Here is a 15,298-nt window from a genome sequence, read left to right as displayed (position 1 = left end):
GGAAGGGCCCCGCGGATCTCCGCGGGGCCCTTCCCGTCGGTACGGAAGGCGGCCCGCACACCGGATACCCCGGCAGATCGGTCATTTCGAGCCGTGTGCGTCAACGCCTTACCCAATTCGAGGCACCACTTCATCCCCCGAACCGGTGACTAAATGTCGCCATATCACTACCCCGCGCTACCCTCACACGCGTGAAGCACTCCACAACCAACCAGACGCGACGCGGCAGGGGCCCCGCCCGCCGTATCGGCCGCACGCTCGCCCTTGTCCTGCCCGTCTTCCTGGTGCTCTCGGGAACCCTCGCGGTCACCCGGGTCAACTGGACGGGGAACCCCTCGGGGTCGGTGCTCACCGCCTCCGACGTGTCGGCGGCCGGCCGGACCGACGCCAAACCACCCGCGCCGCACGACGTCCTGCGGGACAAGCTCCTGACGGAGCTCCAGGAGGAGAACCCGGGCGTCGTCCTGACCCACCTCCAGCAGGCCGTGAACGGCCGCCCCTCGCTCGCCCAGCACTGCGCGTCCATCGCGCGCGCCCTGGGCCGTGCCGCGGTGCGGATCTACGGGCCGACGCAGGCGCAGTCGTACGCCCGCCCGGTCTGTGACACGTCCTTCGCCACGGGGGTGGCCGCCGCCCAGCGCTGATCCGCGGGGACCACGGGTCCCTGGTCCACGATCCCGGCGGGACGCCTCGTACAGTTCGGTCATGACCGATCCGCATGTCGCGTCCCGCCCCGTTCAAGCCGTGATCCTGGCCGGTGGTCAGGGGTCACGGCTGCGTCCGTACACCGACGACCGGCCCAAGCCGATGGTCGAGATCCCCGGCACCGGGACTCCGATCATCGGCCATCAGCTCGTCTGGCTCGCCGAGGAAGGCGTCACGGACGTGGTGGTCAGCTGCGGCCACCTCGCCGACGTGCTCCAGAAGTGGCTGGAGACGGCCGATCTCCCGGTCCGGGTGCGGACCGTCGTCGAGAAGGAGCCGCTGGGCCGCGGCGGCGGCCTGAAGTACGCGGCGGCGCATCTGCCGTATCCCGACCGGCCCTGGTACGCGACCAACGGCGACATCTGGACGCGGTTCTCCCTGCGCGAGATGGCCGACTTCCACGCGGAGCGCGACGCCGTCGCGACGCTGGCACTGGCCCGGCCCCGGATCCCGTGGGGCGCGGTGCGCACGGACGGCTTCGGCCGCATCACGGACTTCATCGAGGCCCCGCCGACGACGTACGAGATCAACGCGGGCGTGTACGTCTTCTCGCCCGAGTTCACCGGGATGCTCCCGGAGCGCGGCGACCACGAGCGCACGACGTTCCCGCATCTGGCGCGGGACCGGCGGCTGGCCGGGTTCTCGCTGCCGCAGGGGGCGTACTGGCGGGCCATCGACACCGTGAAGGACCTGACGGAGGCGGCACGGGAACTGGAGGCGCTCGGGCGCTAGCGGGGCCCTGCGCAGCAGGCGGCGGGGGCCGGGCACTTGGTGAAGTGCCCGGCCCCCGCCGCTCGTTGTCGGAGGTCAGCCGGTGGGCGGCTACTGCCCGAGGATTCCGCCCACCGGCCCATCTACCCCAACAGACCGCCCACCAGGCCCGGTTCACCGGAGGACGTGCCTCCGGTCTCCGAGCCGCCGCTCGCGCTGCCGGTGGGACCGGAGCTGGTGCTGGGGGCCTGCTGGGCCGGGGAGGACTGCTGCGGCGGCGCCTGCTCGGTGCCCTGCGTCTGGCTCGGCGTACCGGCCGTGCCGGTCGTGCTCGTGTCGCGGGTCGCGCCCGGCGAGGTGGCCGCCTCGGAGGGACCGGCACCGGCCGTGGCGCTCTGGCTGGGCGCGGTGGACGCCACGGGGCTCTTCTTGCGCTTGGCGGGGTCCGACGGCAGCGGGGAGCCCGGCAGTTCGTTGCGCGGGGCCTCGCCGGGACCGGGGACGATCACCCGGTCGGCGTCGCGGACGGCGCCGCCGAGCAGCGAGCCGACGAGCAGGGTCAGGCCGACCACGATCGCCGTCACCAGGGCGCCCCGGCGCAGGACGTAGCGGCGCAGGTCCCACAGGTCGGAGCGGGGGCCGAGACGGCGCCAGGCCATCCCGGCGAGCCGGCCGTCGATGGAGTAGACGGGGGCGCCCGCGATGATCAGCGGCGACCAGGCGGCCAGGTAGATGATGTCGGGCGCGTCGTAGACGGGGACGCTCCTCCAGCTCACCGTCACCAGGAGCGCCGCCGAGAGCAGGGCGCCGACCACGGCGCCGACCCGCTGCCAGCAGCCCAGGATCGTCAGGACGCCGACGATGACCTGGAGGAAGGCGATGACGAGACCGGCGCCGACGGGGTGCGCGAGCGCGAACTGCCGCAGCGGCTCGGCGACTTCCCACGGATGCAGGGTGACCAGCCACTTCACCATGGACCCGCGCTCGCCGCCGTCGAAGTAGACGGGGTCGCAGAGCTTGCCCATGCCGGCGTAGATGGAGATGAAGCCGAGGAAGATCCGCAGCGGGAGCAGGACGACGCCCAGGTTCAGCCGGCGGCCCGGGTAGTAGGCGTGCCGCGCGGGGTCGTCGCTGTGGCGGCGGTAGCGCGCGCCCTCGTCGGGCCCGGCCGACTCGGGCTCCTCGTACGGGAGTTCCTCGTCGTACACGCTGCCGACCGGGCGCATGCCGGGCAGCAGGGGCTCGTGGGTGCGCTGGGCGCCCACGACCGGGGTCTCGACGGTCTGGGTCAACTCGTCTTCGTAGCCCGGCTCGTAGCCCGGGTCGATGCGCGGGATGACCTGCGTGGCTCCGGCGTCGGCGGCCGGCTCCTCGGCCGGGCGGACGGCACCGCCCCGCACGGCTTGAAGGAGACGGTGGGCGCCGGTGTCGTCGGGGGCGGACCGGCCGCTCCAGACGACCGCGCGGCGGCGGGCCGCGCCCACGGCGGGCATCCGCGCGGTGTCCTCGGCGGCGCTCAAGTGCCGTGCGATCAGCGGAGACTGGGCGCGTCTCGCCGACGACGCGCCCAACTGCACGCGGAAACTCGCATGATTGACGATGACCTGCGCCGGATCGCTCGGCACCTTCACCATGCTCAGCGCGGGAGCGTCGTCGAGCCCGGAACCGAATCCGGAGCTGAAGCCCGACGAGCGGTCCCCCGTGGGTGTGCGGGGTGTTCTGGTGTCCACACTCATCTAACCGAGTGACGTGTGTTTAGGACACTGCTTTGACCTGCCGGATCTGTCCGGACCGCGTCAAGCTTGTGCTAGGCGTCCAGATTGCCCCGTACGGGTGACCCGACGCACGCGTGTTCAGGCGCGTCGCCGAGCCGCCTCGTACAGCACCACACCCGCCGCCACACCCGCGTTGAGCGACTCGGCCCCACCCGGCATCGGGATCCGGACACGGAAGTCGCAGGTCTCGCCGACCAGACGGGACAGGCCCTTGCCCTCGCTGCCGACCACGATGACGACCGGGCCGCCCAGAGCCTCCAGGTCACCGATCTCGTGCTCACCGTCGGCGGCGAGGCCGACGACGACGATGCCGGCCTTCTGGTACGCCTCCAGGGCGCGCGTCAGGTTGGTGGCGCGGGCCACCGGCGTCCGGGCGGCCGTACCGGCGGACGTCTTCCAGGCACCGGCGGTCATACCGGCGGCGCGGCGCTCGGGGACGACGACACCGTGGCCGCCGAAGGCCGACACCGAGCGGACGACGGCACCGAGGTTGCGCGGGTCGGTCACCCCGTCGAGGGCGACGATCAGCGGGTCCTCGCCGTCGTCGTAGGCGGCGTTGGCCAGGTCCTCGGGGTGGGCGTACTCGTACGGCGGGACCTGGAGGACCAGGCCCTGGTGGTTGAGCCCGTTGGTCATGCGGTCCAGCTCGGGGCGCGGGGCCTCCATGAGGTTGATGCCGCCGCGCTCGGCCGCGAGCTGGAGCGCCTCGCGCACCCGCTCGTCGTTGTCGATGAACTGCTGGACGTAGAGCGTCGAGGCGGGCACGCCCTCGCGCAGCGCCTCGACGACGGGGTTGCGGCCGACGACCATCTCGGACGTGCCCTTGCCACCGCGCCCGCGCGGGGTCGCCGGACGGCCCTGGCTCCGCCGGGTCTGCGCCGCGGCGATGCGGTTCTTCTTGTGTCCCTTGCGCATCTCGGCGGGCGGGGTCGGGCCCTTGCCCTCCAGGCCCCGGCGCCGCTGGCCGCCACTGCCGACCTGCGCGCCCTTCTTGCCGGACATGCGGCGGTTGTTCGCGGCCATGACCTACCTGTTCTCTACCGGTGTTCGCTACGGATGTATGTACGTACGTCTATGCAGTGTGCCGCCCGGAGGCCCGGACGGCACAATCGATCTTCAGGACCGGGGCGCGTGACTAGCGCGGTCCCAGCGTCCAGCGCGGCCCCTGCGGGCCGTCCTCGATGCTCAGACCGGACTGCTTGAGCTGGTCCCGGATGGCGTCCGCGGTCGCCCAGTCCTTGCGCCCGCGCGCGGCCTCGCGCTGGTCGAGGACGAGACGGACGAGGCTGTCGACCACACCGTGCAGATCCTCGCCGCGGTCGCCCTCGCCCGCCCACCGGGTGTCCAGCGGGTCGAGGCCGAGGACGCCGAGCATGGCGCGCACCTCGGCGAGGCGGGCCACGGCGGCTTCCTTGTCGTCGGCGGCCAGCGCGCTGTTGCCCTGGCGGACCGTGGTGTGGATGACGGCGAGGGCCTGCGGCACGCCCAGGTCGTCGTCCATCGCCTCGGCGAACGCGGGCGGCACCTCGGCGGACGGCTCGACGGCGCCGGCCTTCTCGACGACGCGCTGCACGAAGCCCTCGATCCGCGCGAACGCGGACTCGGCCTCGCGCAGGGCCTCCTCGCTGTACTCGATGGTGGAGCGGTAGTGCGGGGTGCCCAGGTAGTAGCGCAGGACGATCGGGCGCCAGGCCTTGACCATCTCGCTCACCAGCACGCTGTTGCCGAGCGACTTCGACATCTTCTCGCCGCTCATGGTGACCCAGGCATTGTGCACCCAGTACGCGGCGAAATCGTCGCCGTAGGCCTTGGCCTGGGCGATCTCGTTCTCGTGGTGCGGGAAGATCAGGTCGAGGCCGCCGCCGTGGATGTCGAAGGCGGAGCCCAGGTACTTGTGGGCCATCGCCGAGCACTCCAGGTGCCAGCCGGGACGGCCGCGGCCCCACGGGGTCTCCCAGTCGGGCTCGCCCGCCTTGGTCGCCTTCCACAGGGCGAAGTCGCGGGGGTCGCGCTTGCCGCTGACGCCCTCGTCGGGCTGGCGCAGGTCGTCCAGCTCCTGCCGGGACAGCTCCAGGTACTGCGGCCAGGACCGCACGTCGAAGTAGACGCTGCCGTCCGACTCGTAGGCGTGCCCGCGCTCGATGAGCGTGCGCATCATCTCGACCATCTCGGTGACATGGCCGGTGGCGCGCGGCTCGTAGGTGGGCGGCAGGCAACCGAGGGCGGTGTAGCCGTCGTTGAAGGCGCGCTCGTTCTCGTACCCGATGGACCACCAGGGGCGGCCCTGCTCGGCCGCCTTGGCGATGATCTTGTCGTCGATGTCGGTGACGTTGCGCACGAACGTGACGTCGTAGCCGCGGTACTCGAACCAGCGGCGCATGATGTCGAAGTTCAGACCGGAGCGGATGTGCCCGATGTGCGGGGCCGCCTGCACGGTGGCACCACAGAGGTAGATCGAGACGCAACCCGGCTGGAGCGGGGCGAAGTCACGGATCTGCCGGGCACTGGTGTCGTACAGGCGAATAGTCACGGGTCCAAGGGTAGTGGGCGTTGCCCGGTGCCCAGAACGGGTTGTGGACAACAGTCAGCCCGCGGTCCGGGCCACCAGGGCGGTCGCCACCGCCATCAGCCCTTCGTCCCGGCCGGGGAACCCCAGTCCGTCGGTGGTCGCCCCGGACACCGACACGGGCGCTCCGACGGCCTCCGTCAGCACCTTCTGCGCCTCCTCGCGCCGCTTGCCGATCTTCGGCCGGGGGCCGACGACCTGGACGGCGACGTTGCCGATGACGAATCCGGCCTCGCGCACGATCCGCGCGGCCTCCGCGAGCAGGACGACGCCGGGGGCGCCGGACCACTCGGGGCGTCCGGTGCCGAAGTGCTGTCCCAGGTCGCCGAGTCCGGCGGCGGAGAAGAGCGCGTTGCAGGCCGCGTGGGCGACGACGTCGGCGTCGGAGTGCCCGGCCAGGCCCGGTCCCTCGCCCTCCCACTTCAGGCCGGCGCACCACAGGTCGCGGCCGTCCTCGAAGGCGTGGATGTCGGTGCCGATGCCGACCTGGGGCAGCAGGACGGGCGGCACCGGTGTCGTGGGCGTCTCAGAAGCCATCGTTGAGCCTCCTACGGGCGAGGACCGCTTCGGCGAGGACGAGGTCGAGGGGCCGGGTGACCTTGAAGGCCTCCTCGTGGCCGGGCACGACCACGACGGTCGGGCCGAGCCGCTCGACCATGCTCGCGTCGTCGGTGACGTCCTCGGTGACCGTCTCGTGGGCGCGGACCAGGGTCGCGCGGTCGAAGCCCTGCGGGGTCTGGACGGCGCGCAGCCGGGCGCGCTCCGGGGTGGCGACGACGGGCTCGGGCGCGCCGGTGACGGCCGCGGGCTCGACCTCCTTGACGGTGTCGGCCAGCGGCAGCGCGGGCACCACGGCGGGCGCGCCGTCGCGGACGGCCTCGATGACGGCGTCGACGGTGTCCACCGGGACCAGCGGCCGGGCGGCGTCATGGACGAGGACGATGTCGTACTCGGGCGGCAGCGCCTGGAGGCCGAGCCGTACGGAGTCCTGGCGCTCGGCGCCGCCGGGGACGACGACGAAGTCGGTGCGCTCGGGCAGGGCGTGCGCGTCGAGGAGGCTCTTGACCTCGCCGGCGCCGTCGGGCGGGGCCACGACGACAACCAGGGAGACCGCGCGGGAGGCCGCCATCGCGCGGACGGCATGGATCAGCATCGGGGTCCCGTTCAGCGCGCGGAGCGCTTTGGGGGCGCCCGGACCGAGGCGTACGCCCCGTCCGGCGGCCGGGATCACGACGGCCGTACGCGCTTCGGCACGCGGGGGACGCGAATCGTCAGACATCGGTTCCTGTCAGGTTTGTGTGCTGGCCTGGCGTGGGTATGGCCTCAGCGTGCCGGGCGCGACGCCTTGACCGGACCCTTCCGTGACGTGCCGGTCGAGTCAGCTGCCCGGGCCCGGCACGCCAAGTATCGGGGGACTCCCCCGAACGGGGTGGGCTTTTCGACGGCACCCCGGCATGAACGTCAGCAATGAACATCGACATCAGCAGACATCACCGCAGACATCAGCACCGCAGACATCAGCATGGCCATCCGGGAATCAACTTCCGGGCATGAACATGCCGCAGCGCCCGGCGACAGCTCCTACGTCGTCATCGGGCACCGCGGCATTATCAGTGTGCTGAGCCGGGCCGTTTGTCAGTCGGCGCGCTTCAGGACGCGAGAACCTCGTCGAGCAGGGCCTCGGCCTTGTCCTCGTTGGTGTTCTCCGCGAGGGCGAGTTCGCTCACCAGGATCTGGCGAGCCTTGGCGAGCATGCGCTTCTCACCGGCGGACAGTCCGCGCTCGCGCTCACGACGCCACAGGTCACGCACGACTTCCGCGACCTTGATGACATCGCCGGAGGCGAGCTTCTCCAGATTTGCCTTGTAGCGACGGGACCAGTTCGTGGGCTCCTCGGCGTACGGCGCGCGCAGCACCTCGAAGACCCGGTCCAGCCCGTCCTGACCGACCACATCACGCACGCCGACGAACTCCGCATTGTCCGCTGGCACACGTACCGTCAGGTCACCCTGGGCGACCTTCAGCACCAAGTAGGTCTTGTCCACGCCTTTGATCTGGCGAGTTTCGATAGCCTCGATCAGCGCGGCCCCGTGATGGGGATAGACCACGGTGTCGCCAACCTTGAACGTCATGTGACAGGTACCCCTTCCGTGGCTATCCAGGGTAACACGGAAACTGCGTGTTCTGAATGGCGTTTTCGCAGGTCAGGGCATATCTCGGGGCTTGACAACAGCAACAGGAACGTGCTGCGGAGGCCTAGCGGAAGAAGGTATTCGCAGGTCGGAGCGGCTCTTCGGGGGAGGTGAAACGCGTACGTTACACACATCCGGAGCCCTCCCCAAGAGGATGAACGTCCGCATATGTCTGGTTCCAGGTGTGCGACTTCCGCTACTCCGTTCGGTACCCCCGGTCGCTTCCGCGCCGAATCCGGAATTGATCACCGGCCATCATGCGGAGCCTCAGCGGATCAGCCCGTGATCAATTCCGCGGGCGAACGCGGATTCCTTCACGGAAGTTTTGCGAGCGGTTGCGGGGACGGTCTCTTGACGTCTCTCGGAGTCTCCCGCCTCTTATGTGAATGGCGGACGAGTACGAGTGCAATGTGACTCGTGAGTCACTTGTGCGGCGAGTGACAGAGGGTGGATTCCCGCCCCCGTCACCACCTCTGCACGAGGGAAGCCGCGCCGTTGGGGAGGGTCGGGTGCGGTGACGCGGGAACGGCTCGGTAACCTAAGGCCGCTGACAGACACTTAGGGCGGCTTTATGCAGTCCCCGCCCGTTCGAGTCAAGGAGTTGCCGCCGCCGTGAGCAGCAGCCTTCGACGCGGCGCACTCGCCGCCGCCGCCATCGCGTTCTCGATCGCCTCGCTCGCCGCGTGCGGCGCCGGCAACAACGCCCAGACGCTGGAGGTCAAGCCGGACAACGCGGCCATCACCGTCGGCGACATCAAGATCCAGAACGCCGTGGTCATCACCCAGCCCTCGGCGGAGTCCACCGGTCCGGCCGTGGTCTCCGCGACGCTCTTCAACATGGGCACCAGCGCCCAGAAGCTCCAGACCGTCGCCGTGGACGGCTCGGGCGGCTCCGTGGAGCTCAGCGCCGCCAAGGGCGGCAGCCTCACCATCCCGGCCGGCGGCTCCCTGGTCCTCGGCGGCGAGAACAACGCCTCCGCCGTCCTGCCGAGCAGCGGTGAGTCCCTGAAGGACGGCGACGCCCAGAAGGTCACCTTCACCTTCAGCAAGACCGGTGACGTGACGATGAAGGCCTTCGTCGTCCCGGCCGAGAGCTACTACGAGCAGTGGGGCCCGAGCGCGGCGGCCGAGACGCCGGAGGCCAGTGCCTCCGCGTCGGAGTCCGCCTCGTCCTCGGCCTCCCCGTCCGAGTCGGAGTCCGCCGCGGACGGTGCGACCCCGTCGGACGGCACCACGCCGACCGACGCGGCCTCGGCCAGCGAGTCCGCGGCGCAGTAACGGGCCGTCCGGCACGGGCGGTGACGAGCCGCCGTACCGCCGCCGTCGTATACGAAAGGGCGGGACCTCCGAGGAGGTCCCGCCCTTTCGTCTACGTACCGCTGTCCACGGCGTGGCCTACGGGCCGGTCTACGGCTCGAACTTGTAGCCGAGGCCGCGGACCGTCACCAGGTAGCGGGGGGCGCCGGGGTCGGGCTCGATCTTGGCGCGCAGACGCTTGACGTGGACGTCGAGGGTCTTGGTGTCGCCGACGTAGTCGGCGCCCCAGACCCGGTCGATGAGCTGCATACGGGTCAGGACACGGCCCGCGTTGCGCAGGAGCATCTCCAGGAGGTCGAACTCCTTGAGCGGGAGGTCGACCTTGGAGCCGCTGACGGTGACGACGTGGCGGTCGACGTCCATGCGGACCGGACCCGCCTCCAGGGCGGCCGGGGTGACCTCCTCCGGCTCGCCCCGGCGGCGCAGGACCGCGCGGATGCGCGCCACCAGCTCACGCGAGGAGAAGGGCTTGGTGACGTAGTCGTCGGCTCCTATTTCGAGCCCCACGACCTTGTCGATCTCACTGTCCTTGGCCGTCACCATGATGACGGGGACGTTGGAACGGCCGCGCAGCTGGCGGCAGACCTCGGTGCCCGGCAGGCCGGGCAGCATCAGGTCGAGGAGGACGAGGTCGGCGCCGTTGCGCTCGAACTCGTCGAGTCCGTCGGGGCCCGTGGTCGCCACGGCGACCTCGAAGCCCTCCTTGCGGAGCATGTACGACAGGGCGTCGGAGAAGGACTCCTCGTCCTCGACGACAAGCACTCGGGTCACGGAAGGACCTCCGGGGCGGGAAGCGATTCGTACGGGGATGGGTCATGGGGTGAGCCATGGGGCCTGCCGGCCTCGTCGTCGAGGTCGGGGTGCTGTTGCGCGCGGTCGCGGGCGGCAGCCCCCGCCTCGGGCAGCCGCAGGGTGAATGTGGAGCCCTGACCCTCCGAGCTCCACACCGTGACCTCCCCGCTGTGCGAGGCGGCCACGTGCTTGACGATCGCCAGCCCGAGGCCCGTACCACCGGTGGCACGGGAGCGGGCCGGGTCGACGCGGTAGAAGCGCTCGAAGATGCGCTCCTTGTCCTTGTCGGAGATGCCGATGCCCTGGTCGGTCACGGCGATCTCGATGAGGTCCCCGCCGGGCGCGTTCACCCGGCGGGCGGCTATGCCCACCCGGGTGCGGGCCGGGGAGTAGTTCACGGCGTTCTCGACGAGGTTGCCGAGGGCGGCGGCGAGCTGGCCGCGGTTGCCCCAGATCCTGAGCTCGGCGGTGCCGCCGGCGGCCATGGTGATCTGCTTGGTGCCCGCCTGGTGGCGGCAGCGGTCGACGGCCTCGGCGACGAGCTCGTCCACCCGGACGGGCTCGGCGTCCTCCAGCGGGTCGTCGTTCTGGACCCGGGAGAGGTCGATCAGCTCCTGCACCAGGTTGGTGAGCCGGGTCGCCTCGATCTGCATCCGGCCGGCGAAGCGCTCGACGGCCTCGGGGTCCTCGCTGGCGTCCATGACGGCCTCGGAGAGGAGGGACAGCGCGCCGACCGGGGTCTTCAGCTCATGGCTGACGTTGGCGACGAAGTCGCGGCGCACCGCCTCTATACGGCGGGCCTCGGTGAGGTCCTCGACGAGCAGGAGCACCAGGCGGGAGCCGAGCGGCGCCACACGCGCCGAGACCGCCAGGGCTTCTCCCCTGCCGGTCCCGCGCCTGGGCAGATCCAGCTCGACCTGCCGTATCTCGCCGTCCCGTCTGGTGTCCCGGGCCATCTGGAGCATCGGCTCCACGGCCAGCTTGCCGCCGCGGACCAGGCCCAGGGCGTACGCCGCGGAGCTGGCCTTGACGACCGCGTCGGCCTCGTCGAGGACGACGGCCGAGGAGCGGAGCACGGACAGGACCGTGTCGACGCCCGGGGGCAGTACCGGGTCGGTGTGCAGGGAGGTGCGCGTGGGGCGCCTCTGCTCCCGCTCGCTCCAGCGGAACGCCAGCACGGCGATCACGCCGGTGAGCACTCCGGCGATCGCCGCCGCTGCGGCGACCGCCGCGTTCACGTCCATGCGTCCAGGTTAGGCACGCGATCGCCCCTGGCCACAGCCATCCGGGTGCGACCTCGAACACTCGTCGCCCAGAGTTCACCTTGGAGCCAGTACCGGTTCATGTGAGGTGACGGAATTCGACGCGTACGGGGCCGAACGTGGGAGCGTGGGGTTCACAGGGCCCCGAGGCCCGATGCAGCAGAGTGAGAGAGGGATCCCTGATGCGGGACGCGTACCACGAGGAACTTGACTCGATCGGCGACGGTCTGGTGGAGATGGCCCGGCTGGTGGGGTCGGCGATCGGGCGCGCCACGACGGCGATCCTGGACTCCGATCTGAAGCTCGCCGAGAGCGTCATCGAGGCCGACCAGAAGGTGGACGACCTCCAGCACGACCTGGAGGCACGGGCCATAGCCCTGCTGGCCAGGCAGCAGCCGGTGGCGACGGACCTGCGGATCGTCGTGACGTCGCTGCGCATGTCGGCGGACCTGGAGCGTTCGGGCGACCTCGCCCAGCACGTCGCCAAGCTCGCGCGGCTGCGCTTCCCGCAGCGCGCCATCCCGCACGACCTGCACGCCACCATCCTGGAGATGGGCCAGCTCGCGCAGCGTCTGATGGCGAAGGCGGCGGAGGTCATCATCACCAAGGACGTCGACCTCGCGCTCCAGCTCGAACAGGACGACGACGCGATGGACCTCCTGCACCGCACGCTCTTCCAGCACCTGCTGGACGACAAGTGGAAGCACGGCATCGAGACCGCCGTCGACGTCACGCTGCTGGGCCGCTACTACGAGCGGTTCGCCGACCACGCGGTGTCGGTCGCGAAGCGGGTCGTGTACCTGGTCACGGGCGAGCACGCGGACGAGCTCCAGCCGGACATCCAGCCGGCGACGGGCACCGAGGGCGCCTGACACCCGGCCGGGGCGCCTGACACCGGCCGGGGCGCCCGGCTCGGACGGGGCTTGCCGGAGTGTGTTCGGGGCGCGCGTGAGCCTCTGTGCGCCGTTGATGCGACCGGCCCGGCGGGCATGCAATGGGGAGGGGCCTGCCGAGCGCGCTCAGGCCCATGCCTGCCTGCCTCTCACCCTCCAGGAGGTACCACGTGGCCGAATCCCCCAGCACGACGCCCGACCCCACCCGGGAACGCGAGACCGAGCAGCCCGTCGCCGTCAGGAACCTGCCGCTCATAGCCGCCTGCGGCTGCGGCTCCGGGTGCGGCTGCGGGTGCCAGTCGGGCAATCCCTGCCAGTGCGGCTGACGCGACGTCGGCCCGCGACACGACGACGAGGGGCCCCGGCATGACGCCGGGGCCCCTCGTCGTGTCCGCCGCACCCCGTCTCAGGGGCCCGGGGCGGAACGGGGGGCGCTGCCGGGCTTCCGGCCGCCGTCGTTGGCGGTGAGCCACCGCGACAGGTCCCGCACGGCCGCGTCGATCTCCTCGTGCGCGTAGTGGTCGCGATCCCAGCCGGCGTACAGGGAGATGGCCAGCGGACGGTCCCGGCCGGTCAGAGGGCGGGCGCACAGGTCGTACTGCGGGTGGTCGAGGACGACGCAGACGCCGTGGCCGGCGGCGGCCAGGGCCTGGGACATGGCCTCGGACTGCGGCTCGAAGGCGGGCCGCAGCGGGGTGCCCTGCTCGTACAGGGTGGTGTCGAGGGCCCGCCGTACGGCACTGGTCCGGCTGCTGACGATGACCGGGTGGTCGAGCAGGCGCGTCAGCTCCAGGTCGCCGGTGCCCTCCCGGGCCAGCGGATGGCCGGCGGGCATCTGGGCGCTGATCCGGCGTTCGCCGAGGCGCCGCGCGGCCATGCCGCCGGGCGGCGGGCTGGTGGAGATGCCGATGTCGACGTCCCCGGCCAGCAGCCGCTCGTACACCTGATCGGGTTCGCAGCCGCGGGCGTCGGCGAGCGGGCCTCCGGACTCGGCCACGAACGGCGCCACGAGGTGCGTGATGGTGGAGTGCGGGCAGGCCACCCGGAACCGCAGCGGGCTCTGCCCGGCGACGGCTTGGAGCAGTTCCGTGCCCCGGGCGGCGCGCAGCGTCAGGTCCCTGGCGACGGGGACGAAGCGGCGCCCGGCCGCCGTGAGCTGGACCCCGGTGCCGGTGCGCCGCAGCAGTTCGGCGCCCAGCTCCCGCTCCAGGGACCTCAGCTGCCGGGAGACGGACGGCTGGGCCACATGGACGCGCGCGGCGGCGGCCGTCATCGAGCCGCTGTCGACCACCGCCAGGAAGTACCTCAGGACCCGCAGTTCCATCGCACCCTCCGCCGTACCGCCACCCGCCACCCGCCACCCGCCGGTGGCCCTCCTGGACCCCGCCATGCCTGTGAGGCATGGCTGTGCAGCTCAGAAGGTACTGGACCGTATGGCCGGGACGCCACGAAACTGAGGCGGACCGGACAACACCGTTCGAACGGGCACCCGCAGCGTCGCGGTCAGCGCCAGGCGGCCTCTCCCGCCTCGCGTCGCGCACAGGTCGAATCCGCCGGCACCGCCGCTCATCCCCGGAGTCAGTCATGTCCCCATCCGTGTCCACCGCAGGCCGCCAGGCCAGACGGGCCACCGTCGCCTCCTTCATCGGGACGGCGGTCGAGTGGTACGACTTCTACATCTACGGCACCGCCACCGCCCTGGTCTTCGGCAAGCTGTTCTTCGCCGGCGCCGACCCCGCCACCGGCACCCTCGCCGCCTTCGCCACCTTCTGGGTCGGCTTCCTCGCCCGGCCGATCGGCGGACTGGTCTTCGGCCACATCGGCGACCGGGTCGGACGCAAGAACGTCCTCGTCACCACCCTCGTCCTGATGGGCTCCGCCACCACCCTCATCGGCGTCCTGCCCACCTACGCCGACATCGGCGTCGCCGCGCCCGTCCTGCTCGTCCTGCTCCGCGCGGTCCAGGGCATCGCGGTCGGCGGCGAATGGGGCGGTGCCGTCCTGATGGCCACCGAGAACACCGAGCGCGGACGGCGCGGAATCGCCGGGATGTGGGTCCAGCAGGGCTCGCCCGCCGGTGCCGTACTGGCCTCGCTGGTCTTCATCGCCGTGGGGCACCTGTCCGACGAGGCGTTCCTGTCGTGGGGCTGGCGCGTGCCGTTCCTGCTGTCCGCCGTGCTGGTCGTCATCGGCCTGGTCATCCGGCTGAAGGTCTCGGAGTCCACCGACTTCGAGACGGCCAGGGCACGGGAGAAGAAGGCGGGCCCGGCCGCGCGGGCCACCGCGAAGGTCCCCGTGGTCGAGCTACTGCGCACCTCCTGGCCGCTGGTCCTGCTCGGCGTCGGCGCCAGCGCGATGGGCATCTCGTCCGCCTACTTCACCAACACCTTCGTCCTGTCCTGGGCCACGAGCGACCTGGGCGTGGACCGGCAGACCATGCTCGACATCCTGCTCGTCCTCGCGGTCCTGCAGTTCCTGTGGCAGCCGCTCGCCGCGCTGCTGGCCCGGCGGGTGGGAACCGTGCGGGTGATGGCGGGCGCCCTGATCGCCAACATCGTCGTCGCCGTGCCGATGTTCCTGCTGATCGCCACGCGTGACAGCACGCTGATCGGCCTGGGCCTCGCCCTGGGCGTGATCACCGGGGCCAGCTACTACGCGATGCTGGCCGGCTTCCTCGCCCAGGCGTTCCCCGTCCGGGTCCGCTACACCGGCATCTCCCTCGCCTACCAGCTGTGCAGCACCGTCATCGGCGGCTCCACCCCGCTGGTCGCCCAGTGGCTGCTCGGTGTGGGCGGCGGGCACTGGCCGGTCGTCGGCTACTACATCACGCTCCTGCTGCTGACCACGGTGTGCGTGCTGGCCCTGGCCAGGCGCCGGGCGGGCTCCTCGGACGCCGGTGGCGCGGAGGGCTCCGCCGGTCGGGCGGCGGAGGGGGTGGCGACGGCCGTCTAGGGCCTGGGGCCGGTCGTCCTGGCCCGCGGGGTGGGGGGGGGCCCCCCCCCCGGGGGGGGGGGGGGGGCGCCCCCCCCCCCCCCCCCCCCCCCCGCGCGGGCCCCCCCGCACCCGCGCCCCCCCCCCGGCGCGC

Annotated in this window: 15 protein-coding genes; 6 read left to right on the top strand and 9 right to left on the bottom strand. The window is 71.7% G+C overall.

Translation table 11 applies throughout. The features are described 5' to 3' along the window. The first annotated feature begins 191 nt into the window (after positions 1-191). Positions 192-644, top strand: coding sequence for a hypothetical protein (locus tag ACIPSE_RS36635; protein ID WP_401671570.1), 453 nt, complete (start codon positions 192-194; stop codon positions 642-644). A 61-nt stretch (positions 645-705) separates the two neighbouring features. Continuing rightward, the gene (locus ACIPSE_RS36630; protein ID WP_401671568.1) at positions 706-1,437 is read left to right on the top strand and encodes an NDP-sugar synthase; all 732 of its coding nucleotides are present in this window, start codon (positions 706-708) and stop codon (positions 1,435-1,437) included. A 122-nt stretch (positions 1,438-1,559) separates the two neighbouring features. Here ACIPSE_RS36630 and ACIPSE_RS36625 read toward each other — a convergent pair whose 3' ends face one another. From ACIPSE_RS36625 to ACIPSE_RS36600, 6 genes are all read right to left on the bottom strand, one after another. After that, a complete protein-coding gene (locus ACIPSE_RS36625; protein ID WP_401671565.1) occupies positions 1,560-3,152 on the bottom strand; it encodes a DoxX family membrane protein in 1,593 nt (530 codons plus the stop codon). 117 nt (positions 3,153-3,269) lie between these two features. Beyond that, complete coding sequence (rlmB, locus tag ACIPSE_RS36620) at positions 3,270-4,214, bottom strand: 23S rRNA (guanosine(2251)-2'-O)-methyltransferase RlmB (RefSeq protein WP_401671563.1); 945 nt, start codon at positions 4,212-4,214, stop codon at positions 3,270-3,272. 112 nt (positions 4,215-4,326) lie between these two features. Next, a complete protein-coding gene (gene cysS, locus ACIPSE_RS36615) occupies positions 4,327-5,721 on the bottom strand; it encodes a cysteine--tRNA ligase (protein WP_401671561.1) in 1,395 nt (464 codons plus the stop codon). 54 nt (positions 5,722-5,775) lie between these two features. Continuing rightward, positions 5,776-6,294, bottom strand: coding sequence for a 2-C-methyl-D-erythritol 2,4-cyclodiphosphate synthase (gene ispF / locus ACIPSE_RS36610; RefSeq protein WP_401671559.1), 519 nt, complete (start codon positions 6,292-6,294; stop codon positions 5,776-5,778). Next, positions 6,284-7,036 (bottom strand): 2-C-methyl-D-erythritol 4-phosphate cytidylyltransferase, encoded by a 753-nt coding sequence (gene ispD, locus ACIPSE_RS36605; protein ID WP_401671557.1) that lies wholly within the window; start codon positions 7,034-7,036, stop codon positions 6,284-6,286. The genes ispF and ispD overlap by 11 nt, the downstream gene beginning before the upstream one ends. Before the next feature lie 370 nt (positions 7,037-7,406). After that, entirely contained in the window at positions 7,407-7,889 is a 483-nt protein-coding gene (locus ACIPSE_RS36600; RefSeq protein WP_003953493.1) for a CarD family transcriptional regulator, read from the bottom strand. 672 nt (positions 7,890-8,561) lie between these two features. On the opposite strand from ACIPSE_RS36600, the gene ACIPSE_RS36595 reads away from it, so the two are divergent. Beyond that, a complete protein-coding gene (locus ACIPSE_RS36595) occupies positions 8,562-9,227 on the top strand; it encodes a DUF461 domain-containing protein (RefSeq protein WP_401671556.1) in 666 nt (221 codons plus the stop codon). A gap of 129 nt (positions 9,228-9,356) precedes the next feature. On the opposite strand, the gene ACIPSE_RS36590 is transcribed toward ACIPSE_RS36595, so the two are convergent. Both ACIPSE_RS36590 and ACIPSE_RS36585 read right to left on the bottom strand, forming a co-directional pair. Continuing rightward, a complete protein-coding gene (locus ACIPSE_RS36590) occupies positions 9,357-10,037 on the bottom strand; it encodes a response regulator transcription factor (RefSeq protein WP_015659563.1) in 681 nt (226 codons plus the stop codon). Further along, the gene (locus tag ACIPSE_RS36585) at positions 10,034-11,302 is read right to left on the bottom strand and encodes a sensor histidine kinase (RefSeq protein WP_401671553.1); all 1,269 of its coding nucleotides are present in this window, start codon (positions 11,300-11,302) and stop codon (positions 10,034-10,036) included. The genes ACIPSE_RS36590 and ACIPSE_RS36585 overlap by 4 nt, the downstream gene beginning before the upstream one ends. A 200-nt stretch (positions 11,303-11,502) precedes the next feature. Between ACIPSE_RS36585 and phoU the strand changes: the two genes are divergently transcribed. Then, a complete protein-coding gene (phoU, locus tag ACIPSE_RS36580) occupies positions 11,503-12,192 on the top strand; it encodes a phosphate signaling complex protein PhoU (RefSeq protein ID WP_401671551.1) in 690 nt (229 codons plus the stop codon). 191 nt (positions 12,193-12,383) lie between these two features. Beyond that, entirely contained in the window at positions 12,384-12,539 is a 156-nt protein-coding gene (locus ACIPSE_RS36575; protein WP_401671548.1) for a hypothetical protein, read from the top strand. 80 nt (positions 12,540-12,619) lie between these two features. Here the strand turns inward: ACIPSE_RS36575 and ACIPSE_RS36570 are convergent, their stop codons facing one another. Continuing rightward, positions 12,620-13,537, bottom strand: coding sequence for a LysR family transcriptional regulator (locus tag ACIPSE_RS36570; RefSeq protein WP_401671546.1), 918 nt, complete (start codon positions 13,535-13,537; stop codon positions 12,620-12,622). Between the two features lie 260 nt (positions 13,538-13,797). On the opposite strand from ACIPSE_RS36570, the gene ACIPSE_RS36565 reads away from it, so the two are divergent. Then, on the top strand, positions 13,798-15,165 hold the full coding sequence (locus tag ACIPSE_RS36565; RefSeq protein ID WP_401671543.1) for an MFS transporter: 1,368 nt from the start codon (positions 13,798-13,800) through the stop codon (positions 15,163-15,165). Positions 15,166-15,298: the final 133 nt, after the last annotated feature.

The sequence above is a fragment of the Streptomyces sp. NPDC090106 genome, assembly GCF_044747265.1.
In the GTDB taxonomy this organism is placed as follows: Bacteria; Actinomycetota; Actinomycetes; order Streptomycetales; family Streptomycetaceae; genus Streptomyces.
This window is presented reverse-complemented; position numbering and strand designations above follow the sequence as displayed.

Excerpts from the sequence above, each read along its gene's own strand:
- ACIPSE_RS36625 (WP_401671565.1), bottom strand. The coding sequence starts at position 3,152 with ATGAGTGTGGACACCAGAACACCCCGCACACCCACGGGGGACCGCTCG.
- ispF (WP_401671559.1), bottom strand. The coding sequence starts at position 6,294 with ATGGCTTCTGAGACGCCCACGACACCGGTGCCGCCCGTCCTGCTGCCC.
- ACIPSE_RS36585 (WP_401671553.1), bottom strand. The coding sequence starts at position 11,302 with ATGGACGTGAACGCGGCGGTCGCCGCAGCGGCGGCGATCGCCGGAGTG.
- ispD (WP_401671557.1), bottom strand. The coding sequence starts at position 7,036 with ATGTCTGACGATTCGCGTCCCCCGCGTGCCGAAGCGCGTACGGCCGTC.
- phoU (WP_401671551.1), top strand. The coding sequence starts at position 11,503 with ATGCGGGACGCGTACCACGAGGAACTTGACTCGATCGGCGACGGTCTG.
- ACIPSE_RS36630 (WP_401671568.1), top strand. The coding sequence starts at position 706 with ATGACCGATCCGCATGTCGCGTCCCGCCCCGTTCAAGCCGTGATCCTG.
- ACIPSE_RS36570 (WP_401671546.1), bottom strand. The coding sequence starts at position 13,537 with ATGGAACTGCGGGTCCTGAGGTACTTCCTGGCGGTGGTCGACAGCGGC.
- ACIPSE_RS36600 (WP_003953493.1), bottom strand. The coding sequence starts at position 7,889 with ATGACGTTCAAGGTTGGCGACACCGTGGTCTATCCCCATCACGGGGCC.
- ACIPSE_RS36565 (WP_401671543.1), top strand. The coding sequence starts at position 13,798 with ATGTCCCCATCCGTGTCCACCGCAGGCCGCCAGGCCAGACGGGCCACC.
- rlmB (WP_401671563.1), bottom strand. The coding sequence starts at position 4,214 with ATGGCCGCGAACAACCGCCGCATGTCCGGCAAGAAGGGCGCGCAGGTC.